Below are 18,463 nucleotides of genomic sequence, written 5' to 3' on the forward strand. Positions count from 1 at the left end.
GGCGCAGCACGGCGACGACGAGTTGATCGCCGCGGCGGCATACAAGTGGTTGCGCGCCTGTCCCGGCCCGGTCGGTGACCTGTGGGAGGTGCCGTCGGGTTGGCGCCTGGGGGAGCGGGCGCCGACGACGTTCCGGCTGCACGCCGGCGAGCGCACCGACCACGTGTACCTCACCGGCGGTCCGAGCGCGGCCACCGCGCGGGTCGAAGGCGGCGAATCACACACACTCGCAGCGTCTCTCGACGGTGATCGGTTGACCGTCACGCTGGACGGGCTGCGCACCGAGTACCTGGTGGCCGCATCAAACGGCGAGATCTGGCTGTCGGGCGGCGGGCGCACCGCGATGGTCGAGGAGCTGCGGGAGCCACCCGTGCGGCCCGACGAGGAACACCGCGGCGACGCCGAGCTGACCAGCCCGATGCCCGGATCGGTGGTTGCCGTGGGTGTGCAGGACGGCCAGCACGTGGACGCGGGGGCCGTCGTCGTCACGGTCGAAGCCATGAAGATGGAACACGCACTGTCCGCGCCGGTCGACGGCGTAGTCGAACTACTCGTCGTCGCGGGCGACCAGGTCAAGGTGGGCCAGCCGCTGGCACGGATCACCGCCGGCCGAGCCGGCGATTCAGCAGATGCAAGTACGAAGGAAGACGAATCATGACCGATTTTCTGGCCACCGGAATGCTGCCCGATCACTACGAGCAGCTCGCGAAGACGGTGCGCGACTTCGCCCAAAGCGTGGTCGCACCGGTCGCGGCCAAACACGACGAAGAGCATTCGTTCCCTTACGAAGTCGTGTCGGGGATGGCCGACATGGGATTGTTCGGCCTGCCGTTCCCCGAGGAGTACGGCGGCATGGGCGGCGACTTCACCGCGCTGTGCATCACCCTCGAGGAGCTCGCCCGGGTCGACTCGTCGGTCGCGATCACGCTCGAGGCGGGGGTCTCGCTCGGCGCGATGCCGGTGTTCCGGTTCGGCACCGAGGCGCAGAAGCAGGAGTGGTTACCGAAGCTGTGCTCGGGGGAGATGCTCGGCGGGTTCGGGCTCACCGAGCCGGGCGGCGGCTCGGACGCCGGGGCCACCGCCACCACCGCGCGGCGCGACGGCGGCGAGTGGGTCATCAACGGCTCGAAGGCGTTCATCACCAACTCCGGCACCGACATCACCGGCCTCGTCACGGTCACCGCGGTCACCGGCACGGCGACCGGGGCCGAGGCCGGCCGCAAGGAGATCTCCGCCATCATCGTGCCGGCCGGCACGCCGGGCTTCGCGGTGTCGAAGAAGTACTCGAAGGTCGGCTGGAACGCCTCGGACACCCACGAGTTGTCCTTTGTGGACTGCCGGGTGCCGGAGGAGAACCTGCTCGGCAGCCAGGGTCGTGGCTACGCCCAGTTCCTGTCCATCCTCGACGAGGGCCGCATCGCGATCGCCGCCGTGTCGGTCGGCCTGGCCCAGGGCTGTGTCGACGAGTGCCTGCGCTACGTCGGCGAGCGGGAGGCGTTCGGCCACAAGATCGGGGAGTACCAGGCCATCCAGTTCAAGATCGCCGACATGGAGGCGCGGGCACACACCGCGCGGCTGGGCTACTACGCCGCGCTCGCGAAGATGGCCCGCGCGGAGCCGTTCAAGAAGGAGGCCGCGATCGCCAAGCTGGTCGCGTCCAACGCCGCCATGGACAACGCGCGCGACGCGACGCAGATCTTCGGCGGGTACGGCTTCATGAACGAGTTCCCGGTCGGCCGCTTCTACCGCGACGCCAAGATCCTCGAGATCGGCGAGGGCACCAGCGAGGTGCAGCGCATGCTGATCGCGCGCGAGCTCGGCCTACGCTGACCCGTCCGCCCGGAACCTGCTGTCCACGTCGGGGAGCCAGAAGCACAGCTCGAGCGTCTTCATGCTCGCCCAGCGGGACAGCTTGCGCCCCTGCGCGACGAGCACGAGCGAGGTGACGGCCAGGACGACCGCGCACGCCACGGCGAGCACCGGGAACCGCCCGGCGACCGCCTCGACGATCGCCACGACGGCCGCCGCCGCCAGCGGGGGTGCGGAGTTCCGCAGCATCAGCCCGGACGCGCGCAGCCTGGTCACCTCCGAGGACGCCTCCAGGTCGTGCAGCTGCACCCCGGACAGCAGCAGGTGGGTGTCCGCGTGCACGTACTCGCGGCCCCGCGCGGCGGGCACCCGGCGGAGGAACTCCGCGCGGGCGTCGCGTGGGGAGCGGCGCGGCACCACCCGCTCCGCCACCGCGCCGAGCGGGTAGGCCACGTAGCCGAGCAGGTAGCTCAGCAGCACGGCACCTGCCACGAGGACGACGCTGTTGACCCCGGTGAGCGCGGCCGGCTCGACCACGCCCAGCCGGACGGCGAGGTAGGCGAGCAGCGTGAGGTAGAGCGAGCCGGGGACGGAGTAGGCGAACAGGTCGAAGATGCCGACGGCAATGGTCACGGCGAGATCCAACCAAACAAAAAGGGCCCCGGCGGTGGCGGCCGCCGAGGCCGGTCGCAGAACCGATCCGAAGAACGGTTTGCGATGGCAATGCTAGACCACCGACATCTTCGAGACCAACAGCCCGGTCGAAATTCACTGACCTCGATGCTGCCCGGCAACGCTTTGCTGGACGTAGGATGACCCTCCTTCGCCCAGCGGTCGTTCGGAGGCTCACATGCGGCTGTCCCGTCGGTTGGCCCTGCTCATGGCGGTCGTCGTGCCGCTGGTCACGGTGGTCACCGCCACCCCGGCCACGGCGACGCCGCGGGGCGGCGACCGGCCGACGCCGCCGTCCTGGCTGAAGGTCGAGAACGGCGTCAGCCAGCCCCAGTTCGACCTCGCGAACGCCGTCCAGGAGACGCTGTTCGTGCAGACCGAGGTCGACAGCGACCTCGACGGCAAGAAGGACCGGGTGCGGCTGCAGCTGTCCAGACCGGGCGAGACCGAGTCGCGGGGCCTCAAGGTCCCGGTGATCTTCGAGCACAGCCCGTACCGGTACAACGGCGGCGACGCCCAGAACCACAACGTCGACTTCTCCGTGCTGCCGCAGGAAGGCCTCCAGCCGGGCGGCGGTCATGGCCAGGACTCCACGCGCACCGTCGCGTCCTCGGCCGCCCGCGGGCCGGCGCCGGACCTGCCGGGGTCGCTCGACAACTACTGGGTGCCGCGCGGCTACGCGGTGGTGCTCGGCGAGAGCATCGGCACCGGGTTCTCCGACGGCTGCCCCACCATCGGCGACATGAAGGAGACGCTGGGCACCAAGGCGATCATCGACTGGCTGGGCGGTCGCGCGCCGGCGTGGAACGAGGCGGGCGAGCCGGTCAGCGCGGACTGGACCACCGGCGACGTCGGCATGACCGGCGTGTCCTACAACGGGACGCTGCCCAACCAGGTGGCCACCACCGGGGTCGAGGGCCTGCGCACGATCGTGCCGGTGTCGGCGATCTCCAGCTGGTACGACTACTACCGGGCCAACGGGATGGTGCGTGCGCCGCACTCGAACCGGTCCGGGGTCGGCGAGAACGCCTTCCAGGGCGAGGACCTCGACGTGCTGGCGTTCTTCGTCGAGGGGCCGCGGCTGGAGAAGTGCCGGTTCCTCACCGACGCGATGCTGCGGTCCGCGGACCGGACCACCGGTGACTACAACGCCTACTGGGACCAGCGCGACTACCTGCACCGGGCCAAGAACGTGCGGGCGAGCGTGTTCGTCGTGCACGGGCTCGAGGACTACAACGTGATGCCGCACGCCTTCGCGTCGTGGTGGTCGCAGCTGGAGCGCTACGACGTGCCGCGCAAGATCTGGCTGCACAAGGACGGCCACGGCGGCCCGCGCGGGACCACCGACTACCAGCGCACGCTGAACCGGTGGATGGACTACTGGCTGTTCGGTGTGGACAACGGCATCATGACCGAGCCGACCGCCGACGTGCAGCGTCCGGACGGGACGTACGAGAAGTACGCCGACTGGCCGGTGCCCGGCGCGCGCCAGGCCACGCTGCGCCTGGGCGCCACGTCCGCCACCGAGCCCGGCACCCTGTCGGTACGCCCGGCGGCCGGCCCCCGGCAGTCCTTTGTGGACCGTGGCCGCGAGCTGGACACCGACGTGTCCTTGCTGCCCAACCCGGAGACCGCGAACCCGAACCGCCTCGTGTACGTGTCGCCGCCGCTGTCCTCGGCCGCACACCTGAGCGGTACCCCGTCGGTGTCGCTGCGGGCGTCGGTGGACAACCGGTACGCGGCCAACCTGACCGCCGTCGTCGTCGACTACGGCCCGGTCGGCAGCGCGCAGGCGCCGGTGATGGTCACCCGCGGCTGGATGGACGTGCAGAACCGCAAGTCGGTGTCGAGGAGCACGCCGATCGAGCAGGGCCAGGAGTACACGTTCACCTGGCCGCTGGAACCGGACGACTACGTCTTCCCTGCCGGCCACCGCGTCGGCCTGGTCGTCGTGTCGACAGACATGCACTACACGCTTCGCCCGCTGCCGGGCACGCAGCTGACCGTGAACCCGTCGAAGAGCACCGTGTCCCTGCCGATGGTGGGCGGGACGCAGGTGTTCAAGTAGCCCTCACCGGCCACGGCTGTTGATGGGGTGATCAGCCGTCAGTAAGATCCTGATCACTCAACGTGGAGTGAGGAGTGCCGATGCGCCGGCGTGCCCTGGTGATCCTGTCCCTGCTCGCCGTCCTGGCACCGGTACTGACCGTGCCCGCCCAGGCTGACACCCGCCGCACCCCCGCCGACTGCGCGGCGGCGCTCGACTGCACCGCCGCCGACATCGACCTGCTCACCATGGCCGAGCGCCTGGAGTTCGTCCGCGCCATGCAGGCCGGTCCCGGCGCGGTGCTCGGCGTCACCGACCGGTGGCGCAACATCGAGGGCGTCATCACGTTCTTCCGCGACCACCGGCTCGGCGCGCCCGGCACCTGGGTGTCCTATGTGGACGCAGGCATCGTGGAGGGCATCGAGCGGGGCTTCGCCATCGCGCTGGGCCGGTCGGCCGACGGGTTCGGCAACCCGGGCTCGGCCAAGTGGGCCACGTACATCACCGGCGACTGGCCGACCCGGGCCGCGCACGACCGGGCGTGGAGCGAGGCCGAGCAGGCGTCGACCGAGCACGGCGTCGCCCTCGCCGAGAGCCACGGCCAGTACGCGACCGGCGTCGAGCAGCGCTTCTACCAGTTCTCCGAGACCTACCGCTGGGCCCTGCGCAACCGGCCGGCCGCGGTGGACCTGCTCGCCGTGTTCGGCCCGCTCATCCACCCCGACCTGGCCCGGCTGCGGGTGCCGTTCTACGACTGGTTCACCGACGTCCGCGAGTCCGCGCCCTCGATCAAGGGCTGCGAGATGGCCTACGGCTTCGCCCAACTTCACCCGATCGCGGGTGTCCTCGGGGTCGCCGGCCTGTTCCTCGCCTACGTCACGGAGCTGTTCGACGAGTACCAGACTCGCCAGGTCGTCCGTTAGCGTTGCGAACTTGTCGGTGATCGGGGTTAGCATCGTGGGGTGACCCGCTCACCTGCACGGATCGCCCACGACGGCGCGGTCGACGCGCTGAGGGCCCAGCTCGTGGCCCAGCCGGCCGGATCGCCCATCCGGCTGGCCAAGCCCACCTCCAACCTCTTCCGCTTCCGCGAGCCACCCGGCCGCCAGGCCCTCGACGTCAGCGCCTTCGCCGGCGTCCTGGAGGTCGACCGGGCCGCGGGCACCGCCGACGTCGGCGGCATGACCACCTACGAGGCCCTGGTCGACGCCACCCTGCCGCACGGCCTCATGCCACACGTCGTCCCGCAGCTCAAGACCATCACGCTCGGCGGCGCGGTCGCCGGCCTCGGCATCGAGTCCAGCTCGTTCCGCAACGGCATGCCCCACGAGTCGGTGCTGGAGATGGAGATCCTCACCCCCGACGGCGACGTCGTGCTGGCCACCCGCGACAACGAGCACAGCGACCTGTTCGCCGGGTTCCCCAACTCCTACGGCACGCTCGGCTACGCGCTGCGGCTGCGCATCGAGCTGCAGCCCACCAAGCCCTACGTCGCGCTGCGGCACGTCCGCTACACCGACGCCAAGGCCTGCGCCGCCGGCATCGAGGAGGCCTGCGCCGACGACACCGTGGACTTCGTCGACGGTGTCGCCTTCTCCGGCGACGAGCTGTACCTCACCCTCGGCCGGTTCACCGACCACGCCATCAGCACGTCCGACTACACCGGACAGCGGATCTTCTACCAGTCGATCCGCGGTCGAGTGACCGACCACCTCACCGTGCGCGATTACCTGTGGCGCTGGGACACCGACTGGTTCTGGTGCTCGAAGGCCCTCGGCGCGCAGAACCCGATCGTCCGCGGGCTGTGGCCGCGCCGGTACCTGCGCTCGGACGTCTACCGCAGGATCGTCGCGTTCGATCGGCGGCACGGGCTGTCCGCGCGGGTCGACCGGTTCCTCGGCAACCCGGCGCGCGAGGCCGTCATCCAGGACATCGAGGTCCCGGTGGAGCGGCTGGCCGAGTTCCTCGACTTCTTCGACAGCGAGATCGGCATCCGTCCGGTGTGGCTGTGCCCGGTCAGGCTGCGCGACACCACCGGCTGGCCGCTGTACCCGATGGAGCCCGGGCGGTTGTTCGTGAATGTCGGGTTCTGGGCCACGGTCCCCTTGCGACCGGGCCAGCCGGACGGCACCCACAACCGCCTGATCGAGAGCAAGGTCACCGAGTTGGGTGGTCATAAGTCGCTGTACTCCGATTCGTACTTCACCGAGGATGAGTTCTGGCTGAGGTACGACGGGGAGACCTACCGGAAGCTGAAGAAGACCTACGACCCGCGAGGGCGGCTTCCCGACTTGTACGCGAAGTGTGTTGGCAACCAGTAGAACGGGAAGGAGCGACCATGCGGCTGGCCGAAATCTTCGAGCGCGCGATCGGGCGCGACGCTCCACTTGAGTTCCGGGCATTCGACGGAAGCAGAGCGGGCGACCCGGACGCGCCGGTGCGGGTGGTGGTGCGCTCGCCGCTGGCGATGTCGCACCTCGCGTCCGCACCCGGTGAGCTCGGTCTCGCCAGGGCGTACGTGAGCGGAACCCTGGACATCGACGGCGACATGTATACGGCGCTGGCCAGCATGTCGGCGGCCACGTTGGAGGGAATCCCGGCGAAGCTGCGGTTGGAGATGGCGCTGCGCCTGGGCGCCTACCGGCTGTGGTGGCCCACCTCCAGGCCGGCGGCGGAGTCCCGCCTGCACGGCCGAAAGCATTCGAAGGCCCGCGACCGGGATGCCATCTCCCATCACTACGACGTGTCCAACAGGTTCTACGAGTGGATCCTGGGCCCGTCGATGGCGTACACGTGTGCGGTGTATCCGGACGCCGACTCCTCGCTGGAGGAGGCGCAGTGGACCAAGCACGACCTGGTGGCACGCAAGCTCGGGCTCGAGTCCGGCATGCGGCTGCTCGACGTGGGTTGCGGCTGGGGCGGCATGGTGATGCACGCCGCCAAGCACTACGGCGTGCGGGCGCTCGGGGTCACCCTGTCGCGCAAGCAGGCGGAGTGGGGTCAGAAGGCCATCGCCGAGGCGGGCCTCACCGAGCTGGCCGAGATCCGCCACCTCGACTACCGGGACGTAGCCGAGAGTGGATTCGACGCGGTCAGCTCGATCGGCCTCACCGAGCACATCGGCGAGGCCCAGTTGGGCGACTACTTCCGCTCCCTGCACGACAAGCTCCGCCCGGGCGGCCGGCTGCTCAACCACTGCATCACCAGACCCGACAACACCCAGCCGGCGACCGTGGGCGGCTTCCTGAACAGGTACGTCTTCCCGGACGGTGAGCTGGAAAGCCCGGGCCACCTGATGTCGGCCATGCACGACAACGGCTTCGAGGTGCGCCACGAGGAGAACATCCGCGAGCACTACGCCAAGACGTTGGAAGCGTGGTGCGACAACCTCGACACCCACTGGGACGAGGCGGTCCGCGAGGTAGGCATGGACAGGGCCAGGGTGTGGCGCCTGTACATGGCGGGCTCACGGCTCGGCTTCGAACGCAACTCGGTGCAGCTGCACCAGATGCTGGGCGTCCGCCTGGAGGGAACGGAGTCCCACATGCCCCTTCGCCCAACCTGGTAAGGCTTGCTCCAGACGGTGCGGTGGGGGAGGGCTTGTTCCTGAAGAGGTTGGGCTGGTTGGAACGCACGCCGGCCAGCCCAGCCCCTCATGGTGCGAGCCGTGCCGAGCACGACGTGCCGAGCGAGAGTCAGGCAGGCAGAGGCTTCCGGGCAACCCCAGCACACACCATGGAAGCCTCCGGATGCTCCCCCACGTCCTCAGCGTCCTCAGGCCGCCACTGCGGAGTCCAGACCAAGCCAGGCTCCACAAGCGTCAACCCGTCGAAGAACCGCTCGATATCCGCGGGCGACCGCCGAACCCCCGGGTTGGCACTGCGCTGGTACAGCTCGTCGACCTCATCGGCCCGCGAGGCGGACGGCAGCTCCACCCCGTGCGACAGCACGAGGAAGGACCCGGGAGCCATCGCGGACACGTACCGCGCCACCGCGGCGTGCGGTGCGGCCGAGTCGGGGATGAAGTGCAGCACGGCCACCATCAGCACCGCGACCGGCTCGGTGAAGTCGATCAGCTTGTGCGCCACCTCGGACTCGAGGATCGCGGTCGGCTCGACCAGGTCGCCGCGCAGGGACGCGGCCCGGTCGTTGTCGCGGAGCATCAGCTCGCTGTGGGTCACCGCCACCGGCTCGCTGTCGACGTAGAGCACCCGGCACGCCGGGTCCATCCGCTGCGCGATCTCGTGCACGTTGCCGGCCGTCGGGATGCCGGAGCCGACGTCGAGGAACTGCCGGATCCCCGACTCGACGCAGAACCGCACCGCCCGGCGCAGGAACGCCCGGTTCAGCCGCGCCGCCGGCCGCGCCTCGGGCATGACCTCGAGGAGCTTGTCGGCGAACGTCCGGTCCTGCGCGAAGTTGGCCGCGCCGCCGAGCAGGTAGTCGTAGATGCGAGCAGCGTTCGGCCGGTCCAGGTCGATCGACTCCGGTGCCCAGTTCGGTCGCTCCATGTCCGCATCGTAACCACCTGATCGGGTGGGCCGGCCCGCGGTTGAAGACCCGATCCCCGCGGCGGAGGATGGCGTCGACGACCGAGCGGGGAGGGTTACCGGATGAGCGAGCTCGCGAGCGAACCATTGACACAGGGCGACCGCGAGCGGCAGCACCGAGCCTGCGAGGGGAGGTCGTGAGCTGGGTGTCGGACGCGACCGGGAACGTGCTGGACAAGGTGCTGCGTGGCGGCGTCGCGGACCTGCGGCCGATGCCCCGCACGCTGATCGACAAGGGACCCAACCGGTCGGTCTACCGGTTCGCCGCGCACGGCAGGACGCTCACCGGCGAGCCCGTGCTGCTCGTGCCGCCGCTCGCCGCGCCCACGCTGTGCTTCGACCTGCGCCGCGGCTGCAGCGTGGCCGAGCACCTGGTCGACCGCGGCCGCCGGCTCTACCTCGTCGACTACGGCACGGTCAGCTTCGCCGACCGGCGCCTGGGCCTCGAGCACTGGATCGACGAGGTGCTGCCCCGCGCCATCCGCACGGTCAGCAAGGACGCGGGCGGCGCGCCGGTGCACGTCGTCGCGTGGTGCCTCGGCGGGATCCTGTCCCTGCTCACCCACGCCGACCAGCCGGACCTGCCGATCGCGTCGATCGCCACCGTCGCCGCGCCGATCGACATGACCGCGATCCCGCTCATCGCACCGATCAAGCCGCTCGCCGACCTCACCAACGGCTGGATCCTCACGCCGGTCTACCGGCTCCTCGGCGGCGCCCCGGGGGCGCTGGTGAAGCGCGCGTTCCAGCTGTCCGCGTTCGACAAGATGGTCACCAAGCCCTACGCCGTCGTGTCGCACCTGGACGATCGGGACTTCCTGGCGCAGCTGGAGGCCGTGGATCGGTTCACCGACAACATGATCGCCTACCCGGGCCGCACGTTCGGCCAGATGTACCACCGCTTCTTCCGCGCCAACGACCTGGCCGACGGCGAGGTCGACTTCGGCGGCCGGCGCATCTCCCTGCGCGACGTGAAGGCCCCGGTCCTGGTGGTGGCCGGCGACGGCGACGGCATCGCGCCCCAGCGGGCGGTCCGCAAGCTGGTCGACGTGCTCGACAACGCCGCCGAGGTCCGCTTCGAGACCGCACCGGGCGGCCACCTCGGCGTCCTGGCCGGCCGCCGCGCCCGCACGACGACCTGGCGCTACCTGGACGACTTCCTCACCACCCACGCCGGCTGACCTCGTACCGGGGACCGCGCTGCCCGGCCCTTGGCTGACGCCGTTTGGCAATGATCGCCTCGACGTTTCCGCTGTCGTCCTTGTTCCGGGACCAGCAGCGATCCGCTGGGCCGTCGGTCTTGTAGCGGCGTGCCTCCAGCCCTGCCGGCGCGGGGCTGGCCTTCGGCCCCCCGACATCCAGCCTACCGACGGCCACCGACGGTTTCGGACCGGCGAAGGGCGGCCTGTGGACAACCGCGCGTCGGTGCCGGGTGCGACGGTGTGGACCTAGGTCGACGGGCGGCCGCTTTCCGGTAGGGCCAGTGGGATTCCCGCGCGGTCGCCGGCGCGGGTGAAGAACACCAGGGGGGCCACCATCGCGCGCAGCAGGGCCGCGGTGAGCCTCGAGCGGCCGTAGCGGCGGGCCAGTGGCGGGCCGAGCGCGGCCATCACCGCGGTGAGGCCGGGCAGCGGTCTGATGTAGAGCGTCACCTCCGCGATCGAGCCCGACTCGTCGAGGGTGAGGTGCAGGGCCGCCTGGATCCGTTGCCCACCAACGGTTGCCGAGCCGAACAGGGCCCACCGGCGCCCGGCGCCGAGCGGCTCGTCGTAGCGCAGCTGTTCGAACTGGTCGTAGACCACCTCGAACAAGCGGCGCGCCTCGGCCCGGCCCCGGAACGTCGCGCGGTCGGTGAGCGGCGAGTGCACGACGACGTCGGCCGCGCAGGTCGCCATCGCGAGCTCGACGTCGTGGGTCTCCCCGGCCGCTCGGAACTTCTCCACCGCGTCCACAGTGGGCTCCCTTCACTCGTCCGCGGTGACCTCGGCGAGGCCCCGCCACAGCAGGTCCGCGGTCAGCTCCACGAGCTGCGCGCGGGACACGTCGCGGTTGGCCCACCACCACGCGGCGACCGCGTTGACCGTCCACTTGGCAGCGTCAGCCAGGAACCGGTTGGCGCGGTCCCGTTCCAGTGCAACGGAAAGCCGGAGCTCGGCGACCCGGCCGAACTGCGCGGCCAGCACCTCGGTGGCCCGCTCCTGGCGCTGCCGGTGCGCCTCGGCGACCGGCGGGTCGCTCGGCGAGTCGAGGAAGACCATCCGCCATCCGGTCGGATTGGTCTCGATCCACCGGTAGATCTCGTCGATCGTCCGCCGGAACACGTCCTCCGTGGACCCGCCGGCGGCGGCCACCTCCTCGCCGACCCGCTCCCAGCGGGAGATGAGGTCGTCGGCCTCCCGCGTGACGAGCGCGGCGTACAGCTCGGCCTTCGACGGGAAGTGGTCGTAGAGCACCGGCGTGGTGATGCCGGCCGCCGTCGCGACCGCCCGCATGGTCGCGCGGTCGTACCCGGCCGCGGCGAACTCCGTCGCGCCGGCCGTGAGGATGAGCGCCCGGCGGTCCTCGGGACGCAGTCGCCGCCTGCCACCTGCCATTTGTCGGGTAGCGTACACCGGCTACCTAACGCTTGTGAGGTAGCACGAATCGCAAAGTTCCCAGTCACGGTGGGTCACGAGTCTCTTGAGCGAGTTACGAGCCAGGCGCGAGTCTGGTGTCGGTAGTCGCTCGCCGTAACGAGAAACTCACGCGATGTTGAGGAGGCATGTCCCATGGGCAGCCTGCACAGCCTGAACGAGGATCCGTCGTCGAACGCCGCAACCGCGGCGGACGCGCAGCAGGCCGGCACTCCCTTGTTATCCATCGTGGTGCCGGCGAAGGACGAGGCGGAGAACTTACCCGTGCTCGCCGCCCGCATCCGCCAGGCCATCGCCGGCGCCGTCGACTACGAGCTGGTGATCGTCGACGACCACTCCACCGACGAGACGGCCGAGGTGGCCGCCGGACTCGGCGCCGACCACCCGATCGTGCTGGTCGTCCGGCGCGGCGTGGTGCCGGGCAAGGGCTACGCGCTGCTCGACGGGTTCGCGCGGAGCAGCGGCGCGATCGTGTGCATGATCGACGCGGATCTCCAGTACCCGCCCGAGGCGATCCCGGCCATGGTGTCGCTGGTGCGCTCGCGGGCGTGCGACGTGGTGGTGGCCAACCGGTCCGAGCACCACACGAACGCGTTACGCAGGGCGTTCTCCCGGCTGTCCTACCGGCTGATCCAGGCGCTGCACAAGCTGGACGTCGACGTGCAGTCCGGGCTGAAGGTGTTCCGCCGGCAGGTCCTGGACACGATGACCGTGCGCCCGTCCGGCTGGGCGCTCGACCTGGACATGCTCGTCTCCGCGCACGCCGCGGGATATTCGATCCTCGGGCACGACATCGCCTTCGCGCGCCGCGAGCACGGCGAGACGAAGGTGCGGCTGTTCGGCACCAGCTGGCAGATCATGCGCAACGCCGTCGCGCTGAAGCTGGCCGGTGCCCGCCGGACCGCCGCGCGTGCGGCCGGTTCCGTGGCCGCCATCGAGCCCGCCGGCGTCGACCCCGAGCCATCCGCCGGGCGCGCCGCCTGACCTCTCTCGTTAGGAACGTACTGATGATCATCAACCCCGTCGTCGAACGGGAAACAACTCAATCCGACGCACCCGCCCCGCCAACCCCCCGTACGTCGCGGTGGCGGTTCTGGGTGTCACCGGCCGACCAGCCGGGCTGGACCCGCCCGGCGCTGCTTTCCGTGACCGCGATCGTGGTCGTGCTCTACGCATGGTCCTTGCCCGCCAACGGTTTCGCGCCGTACTACTCCTCCGGTGTGCTGTCGATGACCGGCAGCTGGAAGGCGTTCTTCTTCGGCGCCTTCGACCCGAACGCGACGATCATGATGGACAAGCTGCCGGGCGGGTTCATCCCGCAGGCGGTGTCGGTGTGGTTGTTCGGGCCGCACCCCTGGGCCATGGCGCTGCCGCAGGTGATCTACGGCGCCGTGGCGGTGCTGGTGATGTTCCGCGTGGTCCGGCTGTGGGCCGGCCCGCGCGCGGGCCTGCTGGCGGCGACGATCTTCGCGTTCACCCCGCTGCTGGTGTCGATGTTCGGCCACCCCATGGTGGACGGCGCGCTGACGGTGTGCCTCGTGCTCGCCGCCGACGCGTGCCAGCGGTCCGTCCACACCGGACGGTTACGCTGGCTGCTGCTGGCCGGCATGTGGGTCGGCCTCGGCTTCCAGGCGAAGGCGATGCAGGCGTGGGTGATCCTGCCCGCGCTGGGCATCGGCTACCTGGTCGCCACCCGCGGCCGGTGGTCGCGCCGGCTCGGTCACCTGCTGGCCGCGCTGGCGGTGACGATCGGGGTGTCGTTCGCCTGGACCGCCGCGATGGGCGTGGTGCCCGCGGACAGCCGCCCGTACGCGGACGGGACGACGAACAACAGCGTGTGGACGATGGTCGTCGGCTACAACGGGCTGGAGCGGTTCGGCGTCCACCTGCCGGGCTCCGTGCTGCTGAAGCCGTCGGACTCCTCCGGCGACCAGCAGTCGGGTGGCGGCGGCCAGAACGCCGGGATGCCGCCGGACCTCGCGACGATGTTCGTGCTGCGGTACGTCACGCAGGTCGCGTGGCTGGTGCCGCTCGCGCTGCTGTCGATGGTGTACGGGTTGTCGAGATGGCGGCGGCAGGACCGGGTGCGCAACGGCGGTTACCTGATGTGGACGACGTGGCTCGTGGTCAACATCGCCGTGTTCTCGGTGGTGGACATCATCCACATGGCCTACCTCGCCACGCTCATCCCGCCGATCGCCGCGCTGTGCGCGACGGGCACGGTGGAGATGTGGCGCGCGTACTGCGAGCGGCGGCGCGGCACGCGGTGGCTGCTGCCGGCCATCGTGCTGGTGCAGGGCGGCTACGCGGCGATGATCGCGGCGGCGGCGGACTTCCTGCCGTGGCTGGCGCCGGCGATCGGCGTGCTGGCGGTCGGGTCCGCGGTCGTGCTGGTGGCCCGCCGGCGGCTGGCCTCCCGCGCCCTGGTCGCGGGGCTCGCGGCGATGTTGCTGGCCCCGATCGCGTGGTCGGCGTCGGTGCTCGACCACCGGTACGGCGGCACGTCGTTCGACGCGGAGGCGGGTCCGATGGGGCCGCGGGTGACGTCGGCGTTCGAGGAGCTGACCGTGCGGTACGTCGGTCAGGCGGCGGTGAACGCCGTGGCGCCGGTGCCCGCGTCGCTGACACCGCACCAGCGGGACATCCTCGGGTACGTGAACGCGCGGCGGGGTGGTGCGGAGGCCCCGTTCGTGACGGACTCGTGGGTGGTCGCCAGCCGGTACATCGTCGGCGCGGGCGAGAGCCCGATCTCGATGGCCGGGTTCCAGGGCTCGTCCCCGTTCCCGCCGTTCGACGAGGTCCGCCGGCTGGTCGGGACGGGGAAGATCCGGTTCTTCCTGTTCACCGGCGTGGCGGGCGGCATCGGTGACACGCCACCGAGCGCGGACACGGTCGCGACGTGGCGGTGGGTGGAGTCGACCTGCCGGACGGTGCCCGCGTCGGCCTACGCGCGCGGCGCCCCACCCCCGGAGGACCCGACGGCGAAGGCGGTGCTGCACGACTGCGGGTGATCCGTCGAGTGAGGGTGGCCTGCGGTCACCCTCACTCGTCCCACCGGGGTCGCAGGACGAACGGCCCGGGCGGGTCTCGCTCACCGGCAGCACGAGCTCGGACTTGCGCTGCTCGAGCTCGTCGCGCTTGCCCGCGTAGAAGAACGCGCCGAACTCCTCCACCCGGCCCGCGAGATGGTCGCCCGGGTGCGGTCGCCCCGGCCGGGCAGCCAGCTGCGCCGCCCGGCCCACAGGCCGAACCGCTCGAGCGCGGCGAGCACCACGAGGAGACACACGAGCCCGGGGACGGACAGGGCCCACAACCACGCCATGCGCGGCCACCGTCCCGCGGGCGGGAGGAGTTCCGGCTTGGCGTGGTCGAGGGGCGGCGGCGGTCAGGCGCGGACGAAGTTCGCGATCTGGGTCAGTACGGCGTTGTCGGTGAGGAACCCGAGGTGCGTCTGGCAGGAGACGACGTTGTTGGTCGCGCCGTCCTCGAGGACCGTGCTGGTGTACGGGATGATGATCCCGTCGCACGGGGAGTACCAGGTGGCGTACCGGGTGCTGCCCGGTGTCTCGTCCCCGGCGCTGATCTGGGAGATGAACGACGAGCCGGGGTACATCTGCTGGCAGGTGAGGTAGACCAGGCAGGCCCCGGCGGCGGTGGTGCCGTGGTTGGCGCCCGCGACCGAGGCGAGGTGGCTGACGTTGCGGTTGCCGCCCAGCACCTTCAGGTAGTACTGGCTCACCAGCCCGCCCATCGAGTGGTTGACGATGGCGACCTTGGCGGCGCCGGTCCGCGACCTGACCTGGTTGACGTAGGTGGCGAGGCCGCGCGCGTTCTGGACGTTGTCGCCGTAGGAGTCGTACTCGTAGGCGAACAGGTTGCTGCTCGACCAGCCGGCCGACCGGAACACGGACATCGCCGTGGTCCAGTTCGACGCGCTACCGGAATACCCGTGCACGAAGACGACGGGCGTGCTGGTGGCCGCACTCGCCGGCGAGACGGGCGAGAACACGGAGACCCCGATCACGATGGCGACGACGACACCGAGAATTCGACGCATGAATCCCTCCAAGCAGGGCGTGGGAGGTGGGACCCATCCAGGATGACGCGCCGACCCGCCGGCAACATCGGCGAAATCACCAGTCTCCGCCCGCGCGGGTCAGACTGTAGGCGTGAGTGACCTGTCGGCAGAAGTGCTGATCCGCAGCGAGGACAGTCTCGTCTTCACGCTGAGCCCGGGCGCCTCTCGGACCAACTGGCGTGTCGTGCTGGAAATGTCGATCCCACCCGACGACTCACTCGATCGGCTGGCGAGCGATATCGGCGAGCTGTTCGGTGACCTGTAGCCGCGGACCACCTCAGTCCGATGTGGACAAGAAGGACCGGGCTGCGTTTCGCAGGTCACTTGAGTTGGGCGCTCGTCTTTCCGAGCAGGCGGCGGGCGATGATCAGCTGCTGGATCTGCTGAGGGGAGCATCCTTTGCGGATAGGTACTACAACAAGCTTCCAGAAACTATTGGCTCGACGGGATTCGCGGCTCGGAGCAACGATAGCTTTAAATATGTTGAAGAGATGTATCGTCAACGCAACTCGTTGATTCATTCCGGGGCATTCAAAAGATAATGTGTCGACTCTCCCGCGTGCTGAACGGCAGAAAGTAGTGCACTCCTGGCTGCTGGCTGCGCACGAGGCTGTCGAATGGATTGACACCATCTCGCCCGTGGCGGATGCGTAGGCGGATGCTGGGGTGGATGTTCAGGTGGTCCAGATCAGCAGGGTTGGCCCAGAGGACTTCTTTTTGACTCGTTGCTGGTGTGGATCACCGCCGGTGCGGGTGACTCGGAAGCAGATGGAGAACTCCTGGTGGACCTCAAAGATCTGACAACTGTAATCGACTCGAAATTGACGCAAACTTACACTAGCGGTCGGCCCGATTAGGATTGAGTGGCTGGGACTGTCCGGCGATCATGTGACGAGAGGCTCGGACGCCTATAAGGATGACTGCTACGCCGATAAGGGAGAGCGGTGGAACGGTTTCATTGAGGATGAGAAAGCCCAGGGCTACCGATGCGACCGGGACCAAATAGGTGACAACAGACGCGCCAACTGGTCCCTCGGTTCGGATGAGGGCGTAGTTGATTATGTAGGCCAGACCGGTGCCGAGCACTCCCAGGACAGCGAGAGACAGCCATGGGCCGGTAGACCAGTTTGGGGTACCGGCCGGGTCGAGGGGCAGGGTTGTGGCGATGAGGGCGCTGGCCGCGATGAGCTGGCCTGTCGAGAGGACAGTTGGGGTCAGCTTTCGCGGGATGAGGTAGCGGCTCATGTACAGGTAGCTGATGCCGTAGCTGAGTGCGGCTAGTAGGCAGTAGAGGGCGCCGAGGGTGTCGACTGAGCCGGCGTCCCATGGGGTGAAGATCAGGAGACTGCCCACGAAGCCCAGGAGCAGGCCGGCGATCTGGAGCGTGCTGAGCCGGTTGGACTGGCGAACGGCGAAGCCCAGGGCGAGGGTCCAGAGGGGTGTGGTGGCGTTGAGGGCCCCGGCTATGCCGGAGTCGACGCGGGTTTCTCCGAGGGCGAAGAGCAGGTAGGGCGCTGTGTTGGCGACGAGGGCGGCGATGAACAGGTGGCCCCAGGTGGGTAGGTCGCGGGGGAGTTTTTCTCGGCGGATGGTGATTACGACGAGGAGGACCAGGGCGCCGAGGACCATGCGGGCGAAGGTCAGTTGGATGGGGCTGAATGCGTCGAGGGCGATCTTGATCCAGAGGAAGTTGGAGCCCCAGACCAGGGCGAGAACGCCGATGAGCAGGGTGCCTCGGGTTGAGGTGGTCACCTTAGTTCTCGATGTTGAAGGTGTAGACGAGGCCGGACTTGTCGGCGCGGTGGACGAAGCGGGTGACTTCGAAGGGGTCGCCGTTCTGGTCGAAGCTCGTGTGGAGGACGTCCAGGACGGGGACGCCGGACGGGGCCTGGAGGAACTGGGCTTCGTCGTGGGTGGGCATGCGGGCGGTGACCTCGTCGCGGCCGGTGGTCAGGACGTGGCCCTTGTCCTCTAGGCGGCCGTGGATGCCGCCGGGGCCGGTCTTCGGTTCGAGGAGTGGGGTGCCTTCGGCGTCGGTCCAGCGCAGGTAGGTCGTGACGAGCTGCACGGGTTCGTTGTCGGCGTGGTACTCGTTCAGGCGGCGGAGCACGGACTCTTCGTCGGTCGACACGCCCAGGCGTTCGGCGACGTCGGGCGGAGGCGTGATGCGGTCGATCGCGACGGCCTGGATGTTCGCGGTCTTGCCTTGGCGTTTCATCTCCAGGCGGAACGGGGTCAGGCCGGTCTCGCGGTAGGCCTTGCGCGAGTAGCGGTCGTTGCCCCAGCGGAACAGGCGTTGCTTCTCGCGCACGAACACGCCCTTGCCGTGCTGCGGTGTGACCAGGGCTTCTTCGGTGAGCAGGCGGATCGCTTCGCGGGCGGTGTTGCGGGCGGTGCCGAAGCGGCGGGCGAGTTCGCGTTCGGATGGCAGTTTGTCCCCGGGGGCGAGTTCGCCGGACGTGATCAGCTCGCGTACGGCGTCGGCGATGCGCCGGCTCGGCAGCTGGTCCGCGGCGGGGTCTTCCTGGGGGGTCATGCCAGTCAGCATACAACTGGCTTAAACCAGTTGGTTGCCTCCGTCCGCATCCTGTGCTTCACTGGCTTAAGCCACTACTGGCTCAAGCCAGTTGAGTTGAGGAGAGGACATCATGGCTGTTCCGTATGGCACGAGGTT

The 18,463-nt window shown here is 69.5% G+C and carries 17 protein-coding genes; 10 read left to right on the forward strand and 7 right to left on the reverse strand.

Annotated features, from left to right (window positions below):
- Window positions 1–22: 22 nt before the first annotated feature.
- The gene (locus tag VGD70_RS11650; RefSeq protein WP_331080958.1) at window positions 23–658 is read left to right on the forward strand and encodes a biotin/lipoyl-containing protein; all 636 of its coding nucleotides are present in this window, start codon (window positions 23–25) and stop codon (window positions 656–658) included.
- The gene (locus VGD70_RS11655; protein WP_331080960.1) at window positions 655–1,830 is read left to right on the forward strand and encodes an acyl-CoA dehydrogenase family protein; all 1,176 of its coding nucleotides are present in this window, start codon (window positions 655–657) and stop codon (window positions 1,828–1,830) included. The genes VGD70_RS11650 and VGD70_RS11655 overlap by 4 nt, the downstream gene beginning before the upstream one ends.
- On the opposite strand, the gene VGD70_RS11660 is transcribed toward VGD70_RS11655, so the two are convergent.
- Window positions 1,822–2,442 carry a hypothetical protein gene (locus VGD70_RS11660; RefSeq protein ID WP_331080962.1) on the reverse strand — a complete coding sequence of 207 codons (621 nt, stop codon included), beginning with the start codon at window positions 2,440–2,442 and terminating at the stop codon, window positions 1,822–1,824. The two genes, VGD70_RS11655 and VGD70_RS11660, sit on opposite strands and share 9 nt — an antisense overlap.
- A 217-nt stretch (window positions 2,443–2,659) precedes the next feature.
- On the opposite strand from VGD70_RS11660, the gene VGD70_RS11665 reads away from it, so the two are divergent.
- The 4 genes from VGD70_RS11665 (at window position 2,660) to VGD70_RS11680 (ending at window position 8,096) form a co-directional block, all read left to right on the forward strand.
- Entirely contained in the window at window positions 2,660–4,549 is a 1,890-nt protein-coding gene (locus tag VGD70_RS11665; protein ID WP_331080964.1) for a Xaa-Pro dipeptidyl-peptidase, read from the forward strand.
- Window positions 4,550–4,629: 80 nt separating this feature from the next.
- Entirely contained in the window at window positions 4,630–5,451 is an 822-nt protein-coding gene (locus tag VGD70_RS11670; protein WP_331080966.1) for a hypothetical protein, read from the forward strand.
- 39 nt (window positions 5,452–5,490) lie between these two features.
- Window positions 5,491–6,849: an FAD-binding oxidoreductase gene (locus tag VGD70_RS11675; protein ID WP_331080968.1), complete on the forward strand. Its 1,359-nt coding sequence runs from the start codon at window positions 5,491–5,493 to the stop codon at window positions 6,847–6,849.
- 17 nt (window positions 6,850–6,866) lie between these two features.
- On the forward strand, window positions 6,867–8,096 hold the full coding sequence (locus VGD70_RS11680; protein WP_331080970.1) for a class I SAM-dependent methyltransferase: 1,230 nt from the start codon (window positions 6,867–6,869) through the stop codon (window positions 8,094–8,096).
- A gap of 127 nt (window positions 8,097–8,223) precedes the next feature.
- Here VGD70_RS11680 and VGD70_RS11685 read toward each other — a convergent pair whose 3' ends face one another.
- Window positions 8,224–9,039, reverse strand: a complete 816-nt coding sequence (locus VGD70_RS11685) for an SAM-dependent methyltransferase (RefSeq protein ID WP_331080972.1) — start codon at window positions 9,037–9,039, stop codon at window positions 8,224–8,226.
- Between the two features lie 176 nt (window positions 9,040–9,215).
- On the opposite strand from VGD70_RS11685, the gene VGD70_RS11690 reads away from it, so the two are divergent.
- Window positions 9,216–10,259 carry an alpha/beta fold hydrolase gene (locus VGD70_RS11690; RefSeq protein WP_331080974.1) on the forward strand — a complete coding sequence of 348 codons (1,044 nt, stop codon included), beginning with the start codon at window positions 9,216–9,218 and terminating at the stop codon, window positions 10,257–10,259.
- Window positions 10,260–10,526: 267 nt separating this feature from the next.
- Here VGD70_RS11690 and VGD70_RS11695 read toward each other — a convergent pair whose 3' ends face one another.
- Both VGD70_RS11695 and VGD70_RS11700 read right to left on the reverse strand, forming a co-directional pair.
- Complete coding sequence (locus tag VGD70_RS11695) at window positions 10,527–11,021, reverse strand: nuclear transport factor 2 family protein (protein ID WP_331080976.1); 495 nt, start codon at window positions 11,019–11,021, stop codon at window positions 10,527–10,529.
- 21 nt (window positions 11,022–11,042) lie between these two features.
- Complete coding sequence (locus VGD70_RS11700) at window positions 11,043–11,672, reverse strand: TetR/AcrR family transcriptional regulator (RefSeq protein WP_331080978.1); 630 nt, start codon at window positions 11,670–11,672, stop codon at window positions 11,043–11,045.
- A gap of 174 nt (window positions 11,673–11,846) precedes the next feature.
- Here VGD70_RS11700 and VGD70_RS11705 point away from each other — a divergent pair, with 174 nt between their 5' ends.
- Entirely contained in the window at window positions 11,847–12,695 is an 849-nt protein-coding gene (locus VGD70_RS11705) for a glycosyltransferase family 2 protein (RefSeq protein WP_331080980.1), read from the forward strand.
- A gap of 113 nt (window positions 12,696–12,808) precedes the next feature.
- Window positions 12,809–14,722 (forward strand): glycosyltransferase family 39 protein, encoded by a 1,914-nt coding sequence (locus VGD70_RS11710; RefSeq protein WP_331080981.1) that lies wholly within the window; start codon window positions 12,809–12,811, stop codon window positions 14,720–14,722.
- 374 nt (window positions 14,723–15,096) lie between these two features.
- On the opposite strand, the gene VGD70_RS11715 is transcribed toward VGD70_RS11710, so the two are convergent.
- Window positions 15,097–15,768, reverse strand: a complete 672-nt coding sequence (locus VGD70_RS11715; RefSeq protein ID WP_331080983.1) for an esterase/lipase family protein — start codon at window positions 15,766–15,768, stop codon at window positions 15,097–15,099.
- A gap of 112 nt (window positions 15,769–15,880) precedes the next feature.
- Here VGD70_RS11715 and VGD70_RS11720 point away from each other — a divergent pair, with 112 nt between their 5' ends.
- Complete coding sequence (locus VGD70_RS11720) at window positions 15,881–16,054, forward strand: hypothetical protein (RefSeq protein ID WP_331080985.1); 174 nt, start codon at window positions 15,881–15,883, stop codon at window positions 16,052–16,054.
- 572 nt (window positions 16,055–16,626) lie between these two features.
- Here VGD70_RS11720 and VGD70_RS11725 read toward each other — a convergent pair.
- Window positions 16,627–17,541, reverse strand: a complete 915-nt coding sequence (locus VGD70_RS11725) for a DMT family transporter (RefSeq protein WP_331080987.1) — start codon at window positions 17,539–17,541, stop codon at window positions 16,627–16,629.
- A 1-nt stretch (window position 17,542) separates the two neighbouring features.
- A complete protein-coding gene (locus tag VGD70_RS11730; protein WP_331080989.1) occupies window positions 17,543–18,337 on the reverse strand; it encodes a GntR family transcriptional regulator in 795 nt (264 codons plus the stop codon).
- Between the last annotated feature and the right edge of the window lie 126 nt (window positions 18,338–18,463).

This window comes from Actinophytocola sp., assembly GCF_036402745.1.
In the GTDB taxonomy this organism is placed as follows: Bacteria; Actinomycetota; Actinomycetes; order Mycobacteriales; family Pseudonocardiaceae; genus Actinophytocola.